15 protein-coding genes are annotated in these 14,808 nt (G+C 71.9%); 8 read left to right on the top strand and 7 right to left on the bottom strand.

All coding sequences use genetic code 11. From position 1 onward, the window contains the following. Positions 1 to 112 precede the first annotated feature (112 nt). The gene (locus tag EMA17_RS45100) at positions 113 to 481 is read right to left on the bottom strand and encodes a winged helix-turn-helix transcriptional regulator (RefSeq protein ID WP_126643025.1); all 369 of its coding nucleotides are present in this window, start codon (positions 479 to 481) and stop codon (positions 113 to 115) included. 145 nt (positions 482 to 626) lie between these two features. Between EMA17_RS45100 and EMA17_RS45095 the strand changes: the two genes are divergently transcribed. From EMA17_RS45095 to EMA17_RS45085, 3 genes are all read left to right on the top strand, one after another. After that, the gene (locus EMA17_RS45095; RefSeq protein WP_126643024.1) at positions 627 to 1,049 is read left to right on the top strand and encodes a YjbQ family protein; all 423 of its coding nucleotides are present in this window, start codon (positions 627 to 629) and stop codon (positions 1,047 to 1,049) included. 608 nt (positions 1,050 to 1,657) lie between these two features. After that, a complete protein-coding gene (locus tag EMA17_RS45090) occupies positions 1,658 to 2,158 on the top strand; it encodes an aminotransferase class III-fold pyridoxal phosphate-dependent enzyme (RefSeq protein ID WP_246127304.1) in 501 nt (166 codons plus the stop codon). Positions 2,159 to 2,298: 140 nt separating this feature from the next. After that, the gene (locus tag EMA17_RS45085; RefSeq protein WP_126643022.1) at positions 2,299 to 3,567 is read left to right on the top strand and encodes a VWA domain-containing protein; all 1,269 of its coding nucleotides are present in this window, start codon (positions 2,299 to 2,301) and stop codon (positions 3,565 to 3,567) included. Between the two features lie 101 nt (positions 3,568 to 3,668). Here EMA17_RS45085 and EMA17_RS45080 read toward each other — a convergent pair whose 3' ends face one another. Both EMA17_RS45080 and EMA17_RS45075 read right to left on the bottom strand, forming a co-directional pair. After that, entirely contained in the window at positions 3,669 to 4,040 is a 372-nt protein-coding gene (locus EMA17_RS45080; protein ID WP_126643021.1) for an effector-associated constant component EACC1, read from the bottom strand. 110 nt (positions 4,041 to 4,150) lie between these two features. After that, the gene (locus EMA17_RS45075) at positions 4,151 to 4,576 is read right to left on the bottom strand and encodes a RidA family protein (protein WP_126643020.1); all 426 of its coding nucleotides are present in this window, start codon (positions 4,574 to 4,576) and stop codon (positions 4,151 to 4,153) included. Between the two features lie 266 nt (positions 4,577 to 4,842). Here EMA17_RS45075 and EMA17_RS45070 point away from each other — a divergent pair, with 266 nt between their 5' ends. Beyond that, entirely contained in the window at positions 4,843 to 7,167 is a 2,325-nt protein-coding gene (locus EMA17_RS45070; protein ID WP_170222360.1) for a terpene synthase family protein, read from the top strand. Between the two features lie 22 nt (positions 7,168 to 7,189). On the opposite strand, the gene EMA17_RS45065 is transcribed toward EMA17_RS45070, so the two are convergent. From EMA17_RS45065 to EMA17_RS45050, 4 genes are read right to left on the bottom strand one after another with little or no spacing between them, the layout of a single operon-like run. After that, positions 7,190 to 7,807 carry a GTP-binding protein gene (locus EMA17_RS45065; protein ID WP_126643058.1) on the bottom strand — a complete coding sequence of 206 codons (618 nt, stop codon included), beginning with the start codon at positions 7,805 to 7,807 and terminating at the stop codon, positions 7,190 to 7,192. Continuing rightward, on the bottom strand, positions 7,788 to 8,222 hold the full coding sequence (locus EMA17_RS45060; RefSeq protein ID WP_174861529.1) for a DUF742 domain-containing protein: 435 nt from the start codon (positions 8,220 to 8,222) through the stop codon (positions 7,788 to 7,790). Before EMA17_RS45060 ends, EMA17_RS45065 begins: the two co-directional genes overlap by 20 nt. Next, positions 8,219 to 8,677 carry a roadblock/LC7 domain-containing protein gene (locus tag EMA17_RS45055; protein WP_078974301.1) on the bottom strand — a complete coding sequence of 153 codons (459 nt, stop codon included), beginning with the start codon at positions 8,675 to 8,677 and terminating at the stop codon, positions 8,219 to 8,221. Before EMA17_RS45055 ends, EMA17_RS45060 begins: the two co-directional genes overlap by 4 nt. Next, positions 8,674 to 11,325: a sensor histidine kinase gene (locus EMA17_RS45050; RefSeq protein ID WP_126643019.1), complete on the bottom strand. Its 2,652-nt coding sequence runs from the start codon at positions 11,323 to 11,325 to the stop codon at positions 8,674 to 8,676. The genes EMA17_RS45055 and EMA17_RS45050 overlap by 4 nt, the downstream gene beginning before the upstream one ends. Before the next feature lie 213 nt (positions 11,326 to 11,538). On the opposite strand from EMA17_RS45050, the gene EMA17_RS45045 reads away from it, so the two are divergent. From EMA17_RS45045 to EMA17_RS45030, 4 genes are all read left to right on the top strand, one after another. Next, positions 11,539 to 12,753 carry a helix-turn-helix domain-containing protein gene (locus EMA17_RS45045; RefSeq protein ID WP_126643018.1) on the top strand — a complete coding sequence of 405 codons (1,215 nt, stop codon included), beginning with the start codon at positions 11,539 to 11,541 and terminating at the stop codon, positions 12,751 to 12,753. A gap of 47 nt (positions 12,754 to 12,800) precedes the next feature. After that, positions 12,801 to 13,001 (top strand): hypothetical protein, encoded by a 201-nt coding sequence (locus EMA17_RS45040; RefSeq protein WP_126643017.1) that lies wholly within the window; start codon positions 12,801 to 12,803, stop codon positions 12,999 to 13,001. A 95-nt stretch (positions 13,002 to 13,096) separates the two neighbouring features. Continuing rightward, a complete protein-coding gene (locus EMA17_RS45035) occupies positions 13,097 to 13,459 on the top strand; it encodes a DUF2203 domain-containing protein (RefSeq protein ID WP_126643016.1) in 363 nt (120 codons plus the stop codon). A gap of 107 nt (positions 13,460 to 13,566) precedes the next feature. Continuing rightward, entirely contained in the window at positions 13,567 to 14,652 is a 1,086-nt protein-coding gene (locus EMA17_RS45030) for a WD40/YVTN/BNR-like repeat-containing protein (RefSeq protein ID WP_126643015.1), read from the top strand. The last annotated feature ends 156 nt before the right edge of the window (positions 14,653 to 14,808 follow it).

Genomic DNA, 14,808 nt, shown 5'->3' with positions numbered 1-14,808 from the left:
CTACGAAAAGTCAACAACGACTCACCCAGAGTGCGTCCGCGCGGTATAGCAGACCGTTCGACGCTATTCCCGGGCATTCGCCGATTCCGGAAACTTCGCCCGGAAACGACCTCTAGGCGGCAGGTCGCGCGGGATCCGGGGCCGCGGTCGTCGAGGGCGCGGTGGCGGTGATGTGCTCCTCGTGGTCCTGCCCCCACACGCCCAGCGGCAACAGCGCCTCGTTGAGCGACTCGCCCAGCGGGGTCAGCGAGTAGACCACCTTCGGCGGCACCTCCCGATACACCTCGCGGTGCACGATGCCCCGGGTCTCCATCTCGCGCAGTTGCTGGATCAGCATCTTCTCGCTGATCCCGGGCACCGCGCGCCGCAACTCCCCGAACCGCCGGTCCTCGGTGTGCAGCGCCCACAGGATCAGCGCCTTCCACTTGCCGCCGATGACGTCCATGGCGGCGTCGAGACCGCACTGGTAGCGCCGGGCCATGCGCCTCCCCCTCCTCGGATACTGCCTTACCGACAGGTAGGTACTGCCGCACATTGTCCGTACGTATTCGGCCGAAAGCAAAGGAATCCGCCGGGAGAGCGTGTGGCTGCGCGGCGTCGGGCGGGGTTCGGGTGAGCATGGGGGGATGGCGGAGACGAATGTGTCGCGGGTGTTCGAGGTCAGTACCGGGCGGCAGGAGCGGGTGTACGACCTGACCGGGATGTGTGCGCGATTCCTGCGCGAGGCGGCGGCGGGGCGGGACGGATTGCTGAACGTATTCGTGCCGCACGCGACCGCCGGGGTGGCGATCCTGGAGACCGGCGCGGGCAGCGACGAGGACCTGCTCGCGCTGCTCGCGGATCTGCTGCCGGCCGACGACCGGTGGCGACACCGACACGGCAGTCTCGGCCACGGGCGCGATCACGTGCTGCCCGCGCTGGTCCCACCGCACGCGACCCTGCCGGTGATCGCCGGCGAACTCGCGCTCGGCACCTGGCAGTCGGTCACGATGGTGGACACCAACCGGGACAACCCGGACCGCACGGTGCGGTTGACCTTCCTCGGCTGAGCCCGCCGGCCGGGCCCGGAGGTCGCCGGCCGGGTCCTCGCCGCGTGGCGTGAAACCACCCCGGGCGGATCGGCGCCCACACCCGACGGATCCGGTCGCAGACGCCCGATCCGGCGTCGTCCCGGTCGATATCGGAATGGTTCGTCCGCTTTCGATCGCCCTTTCGATCGCTGTTTCGGTCGGGCCTTCGAGCGGGCGGTCGGCGCGGCCGGCCGGGGGAGTGATCCGGTCGAGCCGTCCGACCCGCGCATGGATCGGGCCGGTCCCGGATATTTCTCGTATCGGTTCGATCAGGCTCCGTTTTCCGTTCGGTCACGTGGTTTTCACCGGGAAATGCGAGAAGCCTTCCACTTTCCATGCCACCGGCCGATCGACACCGAGACACGACCGACGCGGGGCAATTCCATATGCCGAGGACCGGATCGACGAATTCACCGAGCCGGATATCCGGAGGCGCCGGGCCATTCGCCGGACCGGCCGAGGCCCCGGTTCGAGGCCGACCGCCGAGCGGATCCCGGGCCGCGCGCGCTCGATCCGGGTGGGCGCGGGATCCCGGCGCCCGGGACGGCCGGCGGCGGCGGAGAATACCCGCGCCGTGTCCCCGGCGGGTGTGGCGAGCAAAGCCGGCGAATTTCGTGGTCTCGGCCGAGTCGACCGAAGCCGGCCGGGCGCTTTTCCACCGGGCCCGACGATCCCTGGCCGGCGGAACGGCCTCGCCCGGCCGGATCACCATCGGGTCCTATCCCTATCCGCTGTATATCGCGCGCGGAAAGGGTGCGCACATTTGGGACGTGGACGGGAACGAGTATGTCGATTACCTGATTTCGTACGGTTGTGCGGTGGTGGGGTACGCCGATTCGCGAATCGTCTCGGCGGTGGTCGAGGTGTCGGCGAGCGGCACCATGTTCGGCGCGGGCACCGTGCCGGAGATCGAACTGGCGGAAACCGTACGGGCGATGCAAGGCACTCGGCGGCGGCCTGCCGACCGCGGCGTTCGCCGGGCGACAGGACGTGATGGGCGACATCGGTGCCGACCGGATCAAGCACGTTGGCACGTAGAACGGTTCGCCGCCGCGGACGCGGCGTTCGTGCCGCTCGCCGGCGGGTGAGGGGGAATCCTTCGGCTGTTCGGGGGGCGGTCGGGTGTCGTACGCGCGGGTCGGCCGCCGGGCGGCGGGCGCCATGACTAGCCTTACGTCACCGTCCTGATGATCGGGGCGGCGTCCCTCACACAGGTAAGGATTCGCCGATGGGTTTGAGGAGTCTGCTGCGCAACGTCTTTCGTTCGCGGGCGTCCCGCGAGACGGCGGAGACACCCCGGGCGACGGACGCGGTCGCGGAGCCGGCGGCACGCCCCGCATCGGAGCCGGCCACGGCGGTCGAGGCGAGCACGGCAGCGGAGACGAACCACACGTCGGAAGCGCCGGGCACACCGGAGCCGGAGCCCGTTCCGGAACCGCCGGCCCTGACGAAACCGGAGCCGGAACCGGAGCCCGAGCCCGAGCCGGTGCGGGTACACGCACCCGAGCCCGAGCCCGAGCCGGTCGTCGTCGCCGAGGCGGTGGTCATCCCCGAGTCCCGAGCGGAGTCGGTCGCCGCCGAGCCCGCCCCGGTGTCGATTCCCGTACCGGCACAGTCGATCACGACCCGCGACGAGGCGGAGCCGACGGAGGCCGAGGTGGTCGTCACGCCGACCGCCGAGGTCGAGTCCTCGCCGGCGGAGCCCGAGGCACCCGCCGCCGAGACCGAGTCGACCCCGGCCGCGACGCCCACCGCGGTCGCCCCCGTCCCGTCCGCCCGCGCCGAGGAGCCCGCGCCCGCGACCTCGGGCCGCGCGGAGGCCGCCGCGGCGGCCGTGGCCAAGTGCGGTCTCACCGGCCGCAGCGTCGTGGTCTACCTCGTCCTGGACCGCTCCGGCTCGATGCGCTCCTACTACAAGGACGGCACCGTCCAGCACCTGGCCGACCAGACGCTGGCGCTGTCCGGGCAACTGGGCGAGGCCGTCGTCCCGCTGGTGTTCTTCTCCACCGACATCGACGGCGTCGCCGACCTCGACCCCGGCAACCACGTGGGCCGGATCGAGGAACTGCACGGCTCCTACGGGCACATGGGCCGAACCAACTACCACTGGGCGATCGCCCGGGTGGTCGAGCACTACCGCGCGTCCGGCAGCACCGACCCGGCTCTGGTGATCTTCCAGACCGACGGCGCGCCGACCAGCCGGCCGGCCGCCGCGAAGGCGCTGTGCGACGCGGCCGGGCTGCCGATCTTCTGGCAGTTCCTCGGCTTCGGCGACCCCGAGTCCAAGGGCTTCGACTTCCTGCGCAAACTGGACGAACTCGCCGTGCCGGAGCAGCGCGTGGTGGACAACGCGGGCTTCTTCCACGCCGGGCAGGATCCGCGGACGCTCGGTGACGCGGAGCTGTACGACCAACTCCTCCTGGAATTCCCGGAGTGGCTGAACGAGGCGATCGCGGCCGGCGTCCTCGCCGCGGACCCGGTGGACGCGTTGGTCTAGCCGCGTCTCATCCGGTCGTATCCCGGAGCACGCCCGACGGCCGACCGAACGGTCGGCCGTCGGGCGTTTTTTGATGACCCGTCACAAGTCGGGGCACACCGTCACGCGGGGCTCCCGGAGCCGTCGGGGTCCGCCAGGGCGCGTACGGCCCGCGCGATGTCCTCCTCCGTCGCCTCCGACAACACGACCTCCACATCGCCACGGCGCACCACGATGTCGGGGCCGCCCGCGCCCGCGATCGGTGCGCGCGAGCGGCGCCAGCCGGCGATCGCCACCAACAGGCCGGACAGGCCGATGCCGTTGCTCAGCACCACGTTGACCACATCGAGGGTGGCGCCCATGGCGCCGGTCGTGTCGTCCTCGGCGTAGCTGGTCGCGGCACCGCCGCGGAGATCGGGGTCCATGGCCAACCACCGCTGCAACGCCGCGACTTCGATGCCATCGTCGCCGACCACGCTCACCTGCACGAGCACTTGCCGCCACCCTTCGGAGACCGTCGGGGGCCCGCATGCACGGCGGGCCGACCTTGCCCGGCCATGATGCCGGCATCGATTCGTGCCCGGACGCGGGCCGGCGCCGGGTCCTATTCGGCGGCCGGCGCGGACTCGGGGAGCACCGCGAACGCCTCGATCTCCAGGAGCAGATCCGGCCGGACCAGGGCCGCGACCTGCATCGCCGAACTCGCCGGCAGTCGCTCCGGGTCGATGTACTCGTCCCGGGCCGCCCGGACGGCCGGCAGATCGGCGATGTCGGTGAGGAAGTAGGTCAGTTTGATCACGTCGTCGAAGGTCGCGCCCACCGCCGACAGGCAGCGGCGCAGGTTCTCGAACACCTGCCGGGCCTGCGCCCCGGGGTCGTCCTCGCCGACCAGGTCGCCGTGTTCGTCCAGGGCGATCTGTCCGGAGATCGCGACCACTCGGCCGGTGCCGATGACCACGTTGGTGTAGCCCCGACCCGGCGCGACGCCCTCGGGCGCGGGGATACGGGTGAGCCGCTGCGATGTCGTCATGCGGCCCATCCTCACCCGCCGCGCCGCGCGCCCGCCACGCGCCCCCACAGGGCCCGCCACGTGCCTGTGTCCGGGCCCCGGCGGGCACCCCCACCATCCCGGCCCGCGCGCCGGTCCCGGCCGGCCGGCGCGCCCTATGTCTGCCGGCGAAGATCGTCAATCCTGTGCCGGCCCGGTTTCACCCGATCGAGCGAGAACCGGCGCGACGAAGGCCCGTTCGACCGCACGCGACCCTACGGTGTGCCCTGGCGAAAGGGGCGCATCGAATGTCACAACCCTTCGAACTCCCGGAGTTCTACGTGCCGTACCCGGCACGACTGAATCCGCATCTCGACGGCGCGCGCGTGCACTCCAAGGCGTGGGCCCGCGGGATGCGGATGATCGAGGGCTCGAACATCTGGGACGAGCACGACTTCGACTCGCACGACTACGCGCTGCTGTGCGCGTACACCCATCCCGACTGCGGCGGCCCGCGACTCGACCTGGTCACCGACTGGTACGTCTGGGTCTTCTTCTTCGACGACCACTTCCTGGACGTGTTCAAGCGCACCCACGACATGGCCGGCGCCAAGGCCTACCTGGAACGGTTGCGCGCGTTCATGCCGGTCGACCCGGGCACGCCGATCCCCGAGCCGACCAACCAGGTCGAGGAGGGCCTGGCCGACCTGTGGGCGCGGACCGTGCCGAGCATGTCGCCGGCCTGGCGCGAGCGGTTCGCCGCGAGCACCCAGGCGCTGCTCGAGGAGTCGTTGTGGGAACTGGCCAACATCAACGAGGGGCGGGTGGCCAACCCGGTCGAATACATCGAGATGCGCCGCAAGGTGGGCGGCGCGCCGTGGTCGGCCAACCTGGTGGAATACGCCGCGGGTGCCGAGGTGCCCGCGGTGATCGCCGGGAGCCGGCCGATGCGGGTGCTCAAGGACACCTTCGCCGACGCCGTGCACCTGCGTAACGACCTGTTCTCGTATCAGCGCGAGGTGGAGAACGAGGGCGAGAACGCCAACGCCATCCTGGTCTTCGAGAAGTTCCTCGGCTGCGCCACCCAGGAGGCGGCCGACGCGGTCAACGAACTGCTCACCTCGCGCCTGCACCAGTTCGAGCACACCACCTTCACCGAACTCCCGCCGCTGTTCGCCGAATACGGCCTGGATCCGCAATCCCGGATCGATGTGATGGCCTACGTCAAGGGCCTCCAGGACTGGCAGTCCGGCGGCCACGAGTGGCACATGCGCTCCAGCCGGTACATGAACGGAGCGACCGAGGTGGGCGGCACCCCCGCGGTCCCCGGCGTCCTGGCCGGCCCGCAGGGCATCGGCACCTCGGCGGCGCGTATGCTGCCGGGCCTGGTGGCCGGCCTGAACAGCGGTCTGCGCGGCTACACGCACGTACCGTTCCAACCGGTCGCGCCGTACGAAATACCGGACTTCCACCTTCCGTTCGAACCGCGCCTGAACCCGCGTCTGGACGACGCCCGGGACAACCTCGTCGAGTGGAGCCGGCGCACGGGCATCCTCGACGAGGGCATCTGGGACGAGCGGGCCCTGCGCGGCTTCGATCTGGCGCTGTGCGCGGCGGGCATCGCGCCGACCGCCTCGCCTGAGCAACTCGACCTGGGCGCACAGTGGTTGGCCTGGGGGACCTACGGCGACGACTACTACCCGATCGTATTCGGGCGCTCGCGCGACCAGGCCGGCGCGAAGGCCTACACCGAGCGGCTGAAGACGCTGATGCCGCTCGACGGCGAGGCCGCGCCCGCGCCGACGGACGCGACGGGGCGCGGCCTGGCCGATCTGTGGACGCGCACCGCGGGCCCGATGGCGCCCGCTTCGCGACGCAGGTTCCGGTGCGCCGTCGACGACATGCTGGACAGTTGGTTGTGGGAGTTGGCCAACACCGCGCAGAATCGCATCCCGGATCCGGTCGACTACATCGAGATGCGCCGCCGTACGTTCGGCTCCGACCTGACCAAGAGCCTGTCCCGCCTGACCCACGGCGACGTGGTGCCCGAACAGGCCTACCGCTCACGGGCGATGCGGGCGATGGAGAACTCGGCGGCGGACTTCGGCTGGATGATCAACGACGTGTTCTCCTACCGCAAGGAGATCGAGGTCGAGGGGGAGCTGCACAACCTGCTCCTGGTCGTGCGGAACTTCTTCGGCTGCGACTTCGACCACGCGTTGGCCGTCGTGAACGACCTGATGACCTCCCGGATGCGCGAGTTCCAGCGGGTGGTGGCGACCGAACTCCCCGCCATGTACCGGGATCTGGAGTTGAGTTCGGCGGCCAGGGAAGTGCTGGACGAGTACGCGGTGGCGCTCGGCGACTGGAACGCGGCGATCCTGAAGTGGCATCGGGAGTGCGAGCGCTACGCCGACCCCGAACCGCTGGTGCCGTTCCCGTGGCAGGTCGGCACGGGGTTCGCGCCGACCGCGCCGCGCCCGGGCGTCGGCGTGGTCGGGCAGGGCGTGCGGTCGGGCGCGGCCCGGGCGCCGGTCGAGCCGGCCGGGGTACCCCGGGTGTGCTACGGGCCCAAGGGGCTGGGCACTTCGGCCGCCCGACCGGCCGCACGCGTCGGGGTCACGGCGCACTGACCCCGACACGATCGATCGGATCTCACCCGCCGGCCGCGCCGGCCGGTGCCCGACCGGCACCGGCCGGCACCGGAACGCCGAGGAGGTGGTCGACGAGCGCGAGCAGTACGTCGCGCCCCGACCCGCGCGTACGCACGTCGCACGGGACGATCGGCACCTCGGGGTCGAGGTCGAGCGCGTCGCGGACCTCGTCGACGGTGTACTCCACCGCCTCGTCGAAGCGGTTGATCGCGACCACGAAGGGGATGCCGCGCCGCTCGAAGAAGTCGATGCTGCCGAAACCGGCCTCCAGACGGCGGGTGTCCACCAGCACGATCGCGCCCAGCGCGCCGATCGCGAGGTCGTGCCACAACGACCAGAACCGCTCCTGGCCGGGCGCGCCGAACAGGTACAGCACCAGTTCCTCGGACAGCGTGATGCGGCCGAAGTCGAGCGCGACGGTGGTGCGCGACTTGGCCTCGATGCCGACGGTGTCGTCCACGCCGACGCCGACCTCGGTCATCATCTCCTCGGTGTGCAGCGGCGGAACCTCGCTGACCGTGCCGACCAGCGTGGTCTTGCCGACCCCGAATCCGCCCGCGATCAGGATCTTGACCGCGGCCGCACGCTCGGGCAGTCGGTCAGAGCCGAAGGAGACCATCACGTACCTTTTTCAACAGGGCGGTATCGGGGGTGCGGGCCAGGGCCAGCGGGGCGCGCACGGTCACCAGGCCGTCGCGGAGCAGGTCGTCGACGAGCACCTTGGTGATGCTCACCGGCAGATCGATCAGGGCCGCCACCTCGGCGACGGCCTGCGGTTCCCGGCACAACTCCAGGATCCGCTGATGCTCGGGTTGACGGCCGCGCCCGTCGCGGGGTTTGCGCCGCGGCCCCGGGGACGACTCGTCGGACCCTGGGGTCCGGACCGCGGGCTCGTCCGGGTCGACCGTGGTCACCAGGGTGATCAGGGTCAGGTCCGCGTCGCGCACCGCCTTGGTCCGCCCCCGGGTGAGCGTGTACGGGCGCACCACCGGGCTCGCGTCCTCGTCCCAGGACTGATCCCACCCGGATCTCACGCTCGACCGCCGGTTCGAGTACCGCCCTCGTCACCGCGCGGCCGGGTGCCGAGGTATTCGCCGACCTTCTTCACCAACATGTTCATCTCGAACGCGACCACGCCCACGTCCGCGCTCTGTTCGGCCAGCACGGCCAGATGCGCGCCGGTGCCCGCGGCGGTGAGGAAGAGGAAGGCGTCGTCCATCTCGACCAGCGTCTGGCGGACCGAACCCCCCGCGAAACCCCGGCCGATGCTGCGGGCCAGGCTCTGCAGGCCGGCCGCCGCGGCGGCCAACTGCTCGGCGTCGTCGCGCGGGATGGTCTCGGACCGGCTCATCAGCAGGCCGTCCTCGGACAGCACGATCGCGTGCCGCGTCTGGTGGACGCGCTTGACCAGGTCGGTCAACAGCCAGTCCAGGCGGCTGTCGGTCGCGGTGGTGGCCATGCCGCCGGCGAGATCGTGCGTGTTCGTCATGACGGTTCCCCAGGGTGCGTGGTGCTTCCGGCTGCGGGGCGCGGGCCCGGAGCGGGCTCGGTCCCGGTTCCGGGTTCGGTCGCGATCGCGGACTCGTCGTCGGCCGCGGTCGGTTCGGATGCCTCGCGCGCACGTTGGCTCGCGAATCGGAACGAGGACAAGGTAGCCGCAGCTTCCCGCGGTGAGGAGGGCTTCGCCTCGGTTCGCGCCCCTCCCTCGCTCGTGGTGGCGGTCTCGGTACGCAGCGGCATCGGCAGATTGCGCTGGCGCACCCGGCGAGGCAGCGCGCGGCGGCCGTCGGGGGTGGTCTCGTCGACGGCGGGTGCGGTCGTGGGCGCGCTCGCCGGGCGTGCGTGCCTCGGAGCCGGGGTCGAGGCCGGCTCCGGGGCGGGGACGGGACCGGGGTCGGTGCCCGTCGACGCGGTCGGGCGTACCGACACCTCGGGCTCGGCGGGTGCAAGCTCGGCGCGTTCGACCGGCATCGGTACCCGGTCCAGCGAGCGCACCACCGGCTCGGGGTGCGGTCGGCCCGGCGACTCCGGTACCGAATCGGGAGCTTCGTCCGCCTCGTGCGTCGCGGCCGAGTCCGGCTCCGGAGCCGGTTGCACCGCCCCGATCGCCGGCTCGAACGGCCCCGCCGCGCGCTCCGGTTCGTCGGGGGCGCCGCCCTCGCGGGTGATCAGCTCGTCGGGCAGGAACACGATGGCCAGCGTGCCGCCGTACGGCGACGGCCGCAACGTCACGCCGACGCCCAACCGGTCGGCCAGCTGCGCGACCACGAACAGGCCCATCCGCACGTCGTCGGCGAGCGCGATCACGTCGAACGTGGTCGGCACCGCCAACTGCCGGTTGGCCGCCTCGTATTCCACCTCGGACATGCCCAGTCCGCGGTCCTCGATCTCGATCGCCAAGCCCTTGGCCACCGCCGCCGCGCGCACATGCACCGGCGTGTCCGGCGGCGAGAACATCGTGGCGTTCTCCACGAGTTCGGCCAGCAGGTGGATCACCCCGCCCACGGCCGGCCCGGACAGCTGCACGTCCGGATCCGAGTACACCTCGACCCGGTGGTAGTCCTCCACCTCGCCGACCGCGCCGCGCACCACGTCCACGATGCGGACCGGGCGACTCCAGCGTCGGCCCGGGCGGTTGCCGGTGAGCACCACGAGGTTCTCCTCGTATCGCCGCAGTCGGGTGGCCAGATGGTCGATGGTGAACAACTCGCGCAGCAGCTCCGGGTCCTGGTGCCGGCGCTCCATCGTGTCCAACTCGCCGATCTGACGGTTCACCAGCGATTGGGTGCGCAGCGCCGTGTTGACGAAGACCTTCGCGAAACCCTCGCGCTGTCGGGCCAGTTGCACCGCGCCGTCCAGCGCCGCGCGCTGCGCGGCGTTGAACGCGGAGGCGACCTGGCCGATCTCGTCCCGACCCGCCTCCACCTCCGGCGCCTCGACCGCGAGGTCGACCCGCTCGCCGCGTTGCAGTCGCTCGATGACCATCGGCAGCCGGTGTGTGCCCAGTTCCACCGTCGCGTCGCGCAGCAGGAACAACCGCCGCCGCACCGCCCGGGTGATCCGCCAGCACAACACGCCGCCGATCGCCACGAAGGCGAGGCCGATCGCGCTGAGCAGGTACACCTGGTTCCAGGTGTCCGAGGTGGCCTCGTCGCCGGCCGCGAACACCTGGTCCACACGGGCGAAGTCGAAGGTCGAGGCGGGCTCGGCGAGTCGGTCCAGAACGCTGCGCCAGCTGGCCAGTTCGGCCGGGATCGGGATACCGCTGCCGGTGGCGCGCGCCTCGCGCGGCGCGTCGACCGTCGCGATGATCGCGTTCTCCATCGAGACCAGGTCGTGCCAGGCCGGGTTCTGGGTGAGCGCCAGATAGCCGGCCCGGGACTCCGGCGGCAGGAAGGGCTCGATCTCGTCGTCGATCGAGTGCCGACGCACGCCCACGTTCTGTACGAACGCGGCGTAGTCCGGCTGGCTCAGCCGCCCGGCGGGCAACGAGAACGACACCAGCGTGTCCTCCTGTGCCAGCGCCTCCCCGGCGCGGAACTGGATGACGAGGAACTGCCCGGCGTAGGTGACGTCGGTGTCGGAGGTCTCGGCCAGCGCCTGGACCACCGAGATCTGGTCGGCGATCTGGCTCGTGTAGAACTTCAGCCAGCGGTCCCGGCCGATCGCCCCGATGGAGTCCACCTGGCGGCGAGCGTCGGGGAGTTGCGCCAACTCCGCGGCCACCTCACGGGCGCGGCGCACCGCGTTGCCCGGGGTCTCGCGCGCGCCGCTGCGGGCGAAGGCGACGAACTGCTTCACGGCCTCGTCGGTCTTGACCCGCTGCCCGCGCAGCGCGTCGGCCGCGACGGGGGTGGGCTTGGCCATCCAGGCCGCGGTCAGGCGCCGTTCGGTCTGGAGCGCGATCATCGTGTAGTAGCTGGGCGTGCCCGCCCGTTCGGCCACGGAGACCTCGTTGTCCAAACCGCTCGCGTGATCCGCGAGCCGATAGGTCGCGATCGCCCACAGGGCGACCATCGCCACCAGGGGCACCACGGTCAGCAGGACCAGCAGGGTCCGGATGGTGAAGGTCCGACGCGGCCGCGAGCGAGCCGCCCCGGTCCGGTCGGCCCGAGGGGCGCGCATCAGTTTTCTCATCGACTCTCCCGCAAGGGCAACCGGGCCCGAAATTGCGGTTGCCGCGACCCGGCCGAAGGTACCGGTGAGGCACCCGACACAATCCACGCAGTGTGCGTGGGGAACTTCCTACCCGTGCGTCACATACACCGCAGAAACGACGAGCGGCGGAGCGGAATCCGCACATAGGTTACCGAACGCGCATTCGGCGCTACCCGAAGGAGTGGGTACGGCATGCACACGGTGGGTGGGATCGGTCGGCAGATCGCGTACTGGCGCACGCGCAGGGGCCTGACCCAGGCCGAATTCGCCCGTCTGATGGGCCGATCGGTGCGCTGGGTCGAGGACGTGGAGGCCGGCCACCGGCAGGCCGACCCGCGGCTGTCGGTACTCGCCCGGGCGGCGGTCGTCCTGCGCATCGGGATCGACCGCCTGCTGCCTCCCGAGCCGAACCGGGAGGGTGGCGACCACGATCCGCTCGCGGCGGTTCGGGTCGCGCTGCGCCGGGCGGACCTCGCGCCGACCGCCGGCGCGCCCGTCGAGCCGCCGGACCCCGGGGTGCTGCGGCGGGAGTTGGCCTACGGCTGGACCGCGTACGCCGCGGCCGACTACCTGTGCCTGGATCGTGTGGTGCCGCCGATGCTGGTGGGGACCGGGGCCGCGACGACGGCCGCGCCGGTCGGGGAGGGGCCGGCGGACCCGCTCGCGCCGATGGTGGTGCGCGCCGGCGCGCTGACCCTGGCCGCCGCCGCGGCGCAGGTGTTCGGCGACGCCGACCTGGCCTGGCGCGCCGCCGACCGGGCGGTCACCGCGGCCGGGCGCAGCGGCGACGCGGTGGTGCTCGCGCGCGCCGCCGACCGGCTGACCGCGGCCATGGTCGGGCACGAAGGGGCCGGGGCCGCCGCCGAGTTCGCCCTGGAGGTGGAGGCGGACCTGGCGGCCGCGTTGGGGCCGCGCGGGGCGGCCGGCCGGGCGGCGCTGCGTACCCTGCGCCTGGGCGCCGCGTTGGCCACCGCACGGCTCGGCGATCGATCGGGCACGCGCGACCTCCTCGACGCGGCCGAGCGGATCGATCCCGGCGCGATCCAGGTGCCGCTGTACCGGGTCACCGCGCATGTGCTGCTCGGCGAGTACGGACGGGCCGTCGACGGTCGGCTGGACCCGGCCGCGCTCGCCGTGCTGCCGCGCGGTCGGCAGGCCCGACACCTGATCGACCTCGCCCGGGCGCTGGCCGCGCTGGGCCGGCGCGGCGAGGCGGTCACCGCGCTGCTCGACGCCGAGGCCGCGGCGGCCCAGGAGATCCGCTGTCGGCCGATCAACCGGACCTTCGTCCAGGAGATCCTGCGCCTGGACTCCTCGGTGGACGGCGACGAGGCCCGACTGCGCGCACTGGCCGCCCGCTGTGCGGGAAAGGGGGCGCCCCGGTCGGAACGGGCATGGATCATATAGGGGGTGGTCCGGGTCGCCCCGGCCGCCGATCCTTTCCGGGAGTCGCCGTGATCACCGTCTTTCTCGTCACCGACCTGCTCCTCGTCGTCGGTGTGCTGATCGTCCTGCTCTGCCTGCGCGATCGCCCGCGCACCCGGACCGCGACGCACGACGGTCCGCGCATCGAGCTGGACGACACGACGCGCGCCGAAGCCTCCGGCGGCGTCCTCGGTGCGCACACCGACCACGGCTCCCGGCCGGGCGGGTAGGTTCCGTCCGACGGAATGGCGGGCCCGGGCCGGACGCGCGGACCGCCCACCCGGCGCCGACGTCGATACCCGGCGGACATGGGAGGCTGTGCGCCATGGGTCTGTTCACGGTGGACGAGGCACGCGCGGAGTTGTCCCGGCTGATGCCGGTACTCGACGAACTGATCGCGGTTCGCGCGGACGCGGCGGAGTTGGGCGCGGCGCTGGCGCCGGGCGGGACCCGTAGCGAACTGGGCGGCCTGCCGGAGCTCAAGGGCATGCAGGCGCGGCTCGACGACCTGATGACCCGGATCCAGCAGACCGGCGCGGAACTCAAGGGCTTCGCCCCGCTGCTCGTCGACTTCCCCGCCGACCTGGACGGCGTACCGGTGTTGTTGTGCTGGTTGGAGGGGGACCGGGAACTGGGGTGGTACCACCGCACCGACCTGGGCTTCGCGGGCCGGCGTCCGCTGCCGTAGTGCCGCGTTCGCCCGGGGGAATCAGGCGGACAAGAGCGTCGAATCGGGCGAATGTCACCGGTGGCGCGTAGCGTTTCCCACCTGGGAATCGCTGCCTGGAGGTCATCGTGACGAAATCCGTCCTGCTCGCCGTCGGCACCCGCAAGGGCCTGTGGATCGGCCGCTCACGCGGCGCCGAGCCCTGGGAGTTCACCGGGCCGCACCATCCGATGACCGGCGTCTACTCGGTCGCGATCGATACGCGGGGGTCGGCGCCCCGGGTGATGGCGGGCGTGGTGAACGAGCACTTCGGCCCGGTCGTGGTCACCAGCGACGACCTCGGCGCGAGCTGGCGCGAGCCGGACCTGGGGCGGGTCGGTTTCCCGGCCGACGCCGGCGCCTCCGTGGAGCGGGTGTGGCAACTGGTGCCCGGGGCGAGTTCCGAGCCCGACGTGGTCTACGCCGGCGTGGAGCCGTCCGCGCTGTTCCGCTCCGCCGACGGCGGGCGCTCCTTCGAACTGGTCCGCGCGTTGTGGGACCACCCGCACCGTCCGCACTGGGAGGCCGGTTTCGGCGGCCAGGCGATCCACACCGTGCTGCCGCACCCCACCGATCCGCGTCGGATCGTGGTGGCGATGTCCACCGGCGGGGTCTACGTCACCGAGGACGGCGGGGCCAGTTGGCATCCGTCCAACACCGGGATCCACGTCACCTTCCAGCCGGACGAGTATCCGGAATACGGCCAGTGCGTCCACAAGGTGGCCCGGCATCCGGAGCGGCCCGACCGGCTCTTCCTGCAGAACCACCACGGGGTCTACCGCAGCGACGACGCGGGCGCGACGTGGCGGTCGATCGCCGAGGGCCTGCCCGCCGACTTCGGCTTCACGATCGTGGTGCACCCGCGCCGACCGGACACCGTATACGTGGTCCCGCTCACCGCCGACGCGATGCGCTTCCCGATCGACGGCCGCTGTCGGGTCTATCGGAGCGACGATGCCGGCGAGACGTGGACCGCGTTGTCCGACGGCCTGCCCGACGGCTTCTGGACCGCGGTCCTGCGCGACGCGATGTGCGCCGACGACGCCGAGGTCACCAGCCTGTACTTCGGCTCGCGCAGCGGCGAGATCTACCGGGGGCACCATGGCGGCGACCATTGGGAGCGGATCGCCCAACACCTGCCCGACGTACTGTCGTTGCGCGCCGCGGTGGTGTGACGCCGCTGCGTCATCGCTGCTGCGCTCGCGCTGTGCGACGGCGGGGTTCGCACACGTTCACGCGCCCGCAACCCGGCCTTGGTACTGCGCTCACGTCCGGCTGAGAGGGTCGGGACGTCCGCGCTCCACGCAGCGAATCGCGTCGAAACGAGTCAG

This window comes from Embleya hyalina (assembly GCF_003967355.1).
Classification (GTDB): Bacteria; Actinomycetota; Actinomycetes; order Streptomycetales; family Streptomycetaceae; genus Embleya; species Embleya hyalina.
This window is presented reverse-complemented; position numbering and strand designations above follow the sequence as displayed.

Bases quoted from the DNA above. Each gene is read 5' to 3' on its own strand.
- EMA17_RS45055 (WP_078974301.1), bottom strand. From the start codon at position 8,677: ATGACGAACACGCACGATCTCGCCGGCGGCATGGCCACCACCGCGACC.
- EMA17_RS45070 (WP_170222360.1), top strand. From the start codon at position 4,843: ATGTCACAACCCTTCGAACTCCCGGAGTTCTACGTGCCGTACCCGGCA.
- EMA17_RS45045 (WP_126643018.1), top strand. From the start codon at position 11,539: ATGCACACGGTGGGTGGGATCGGTCGGCAGATCGCGTACTGGCGCACG.
- EMA17_RS45035 (WP_126643016.1), top strand. From the start codon at position 13,097: ATGGGTCTGTTCACGGTGGACGAGGCACGCGCGGAGTTGTCCCGGCTG.
- EMA17_RS45100 (WP_126643025.1), bottom strand. From the start codon at position 481: ATGGCCCGGCGCTACCAGTGCGGTCTCGACGCCGCCATGGACGTCATC.
- EMA17_RS45085 (WP_126643022.1), top strand. From the start codon at position 2,299: ATGGGTTTGAGGAGTCTGCTGCGCAACGTCTTTCGTTCGCGGGCGTCC.
- EMA17_RS45075 (WP_126643020.1), bottom strand. From the start codon at position 4,576: ATGACGACATCGCAGCGGCTCACCCGTATCCCCGCGCCCGAGGGCGTC.
- EMA17_RS45065 (WP_126643058.1), bottom strand. From the start codon at position 7,807: ATGGTCTCCTTCGGCTCTGACCGACTGCCCGAGCGTGCGGCCGCGGTC.
- EMA17_RS45095 (WP_126643024.1), top strand. From the start codon at position 627: ATGGCGGAGACGAATGTGTCGCGGGTGTTCGAGGTCAGTACCGGGCGG.
- EMA17_RS45050 (WP_126643019.1), bottom strand. From the start codon at position 11,325: ATGAGAAAACTGATGCGCGCCCCTCGGGCCGACCGGACCGGGGCGGCT.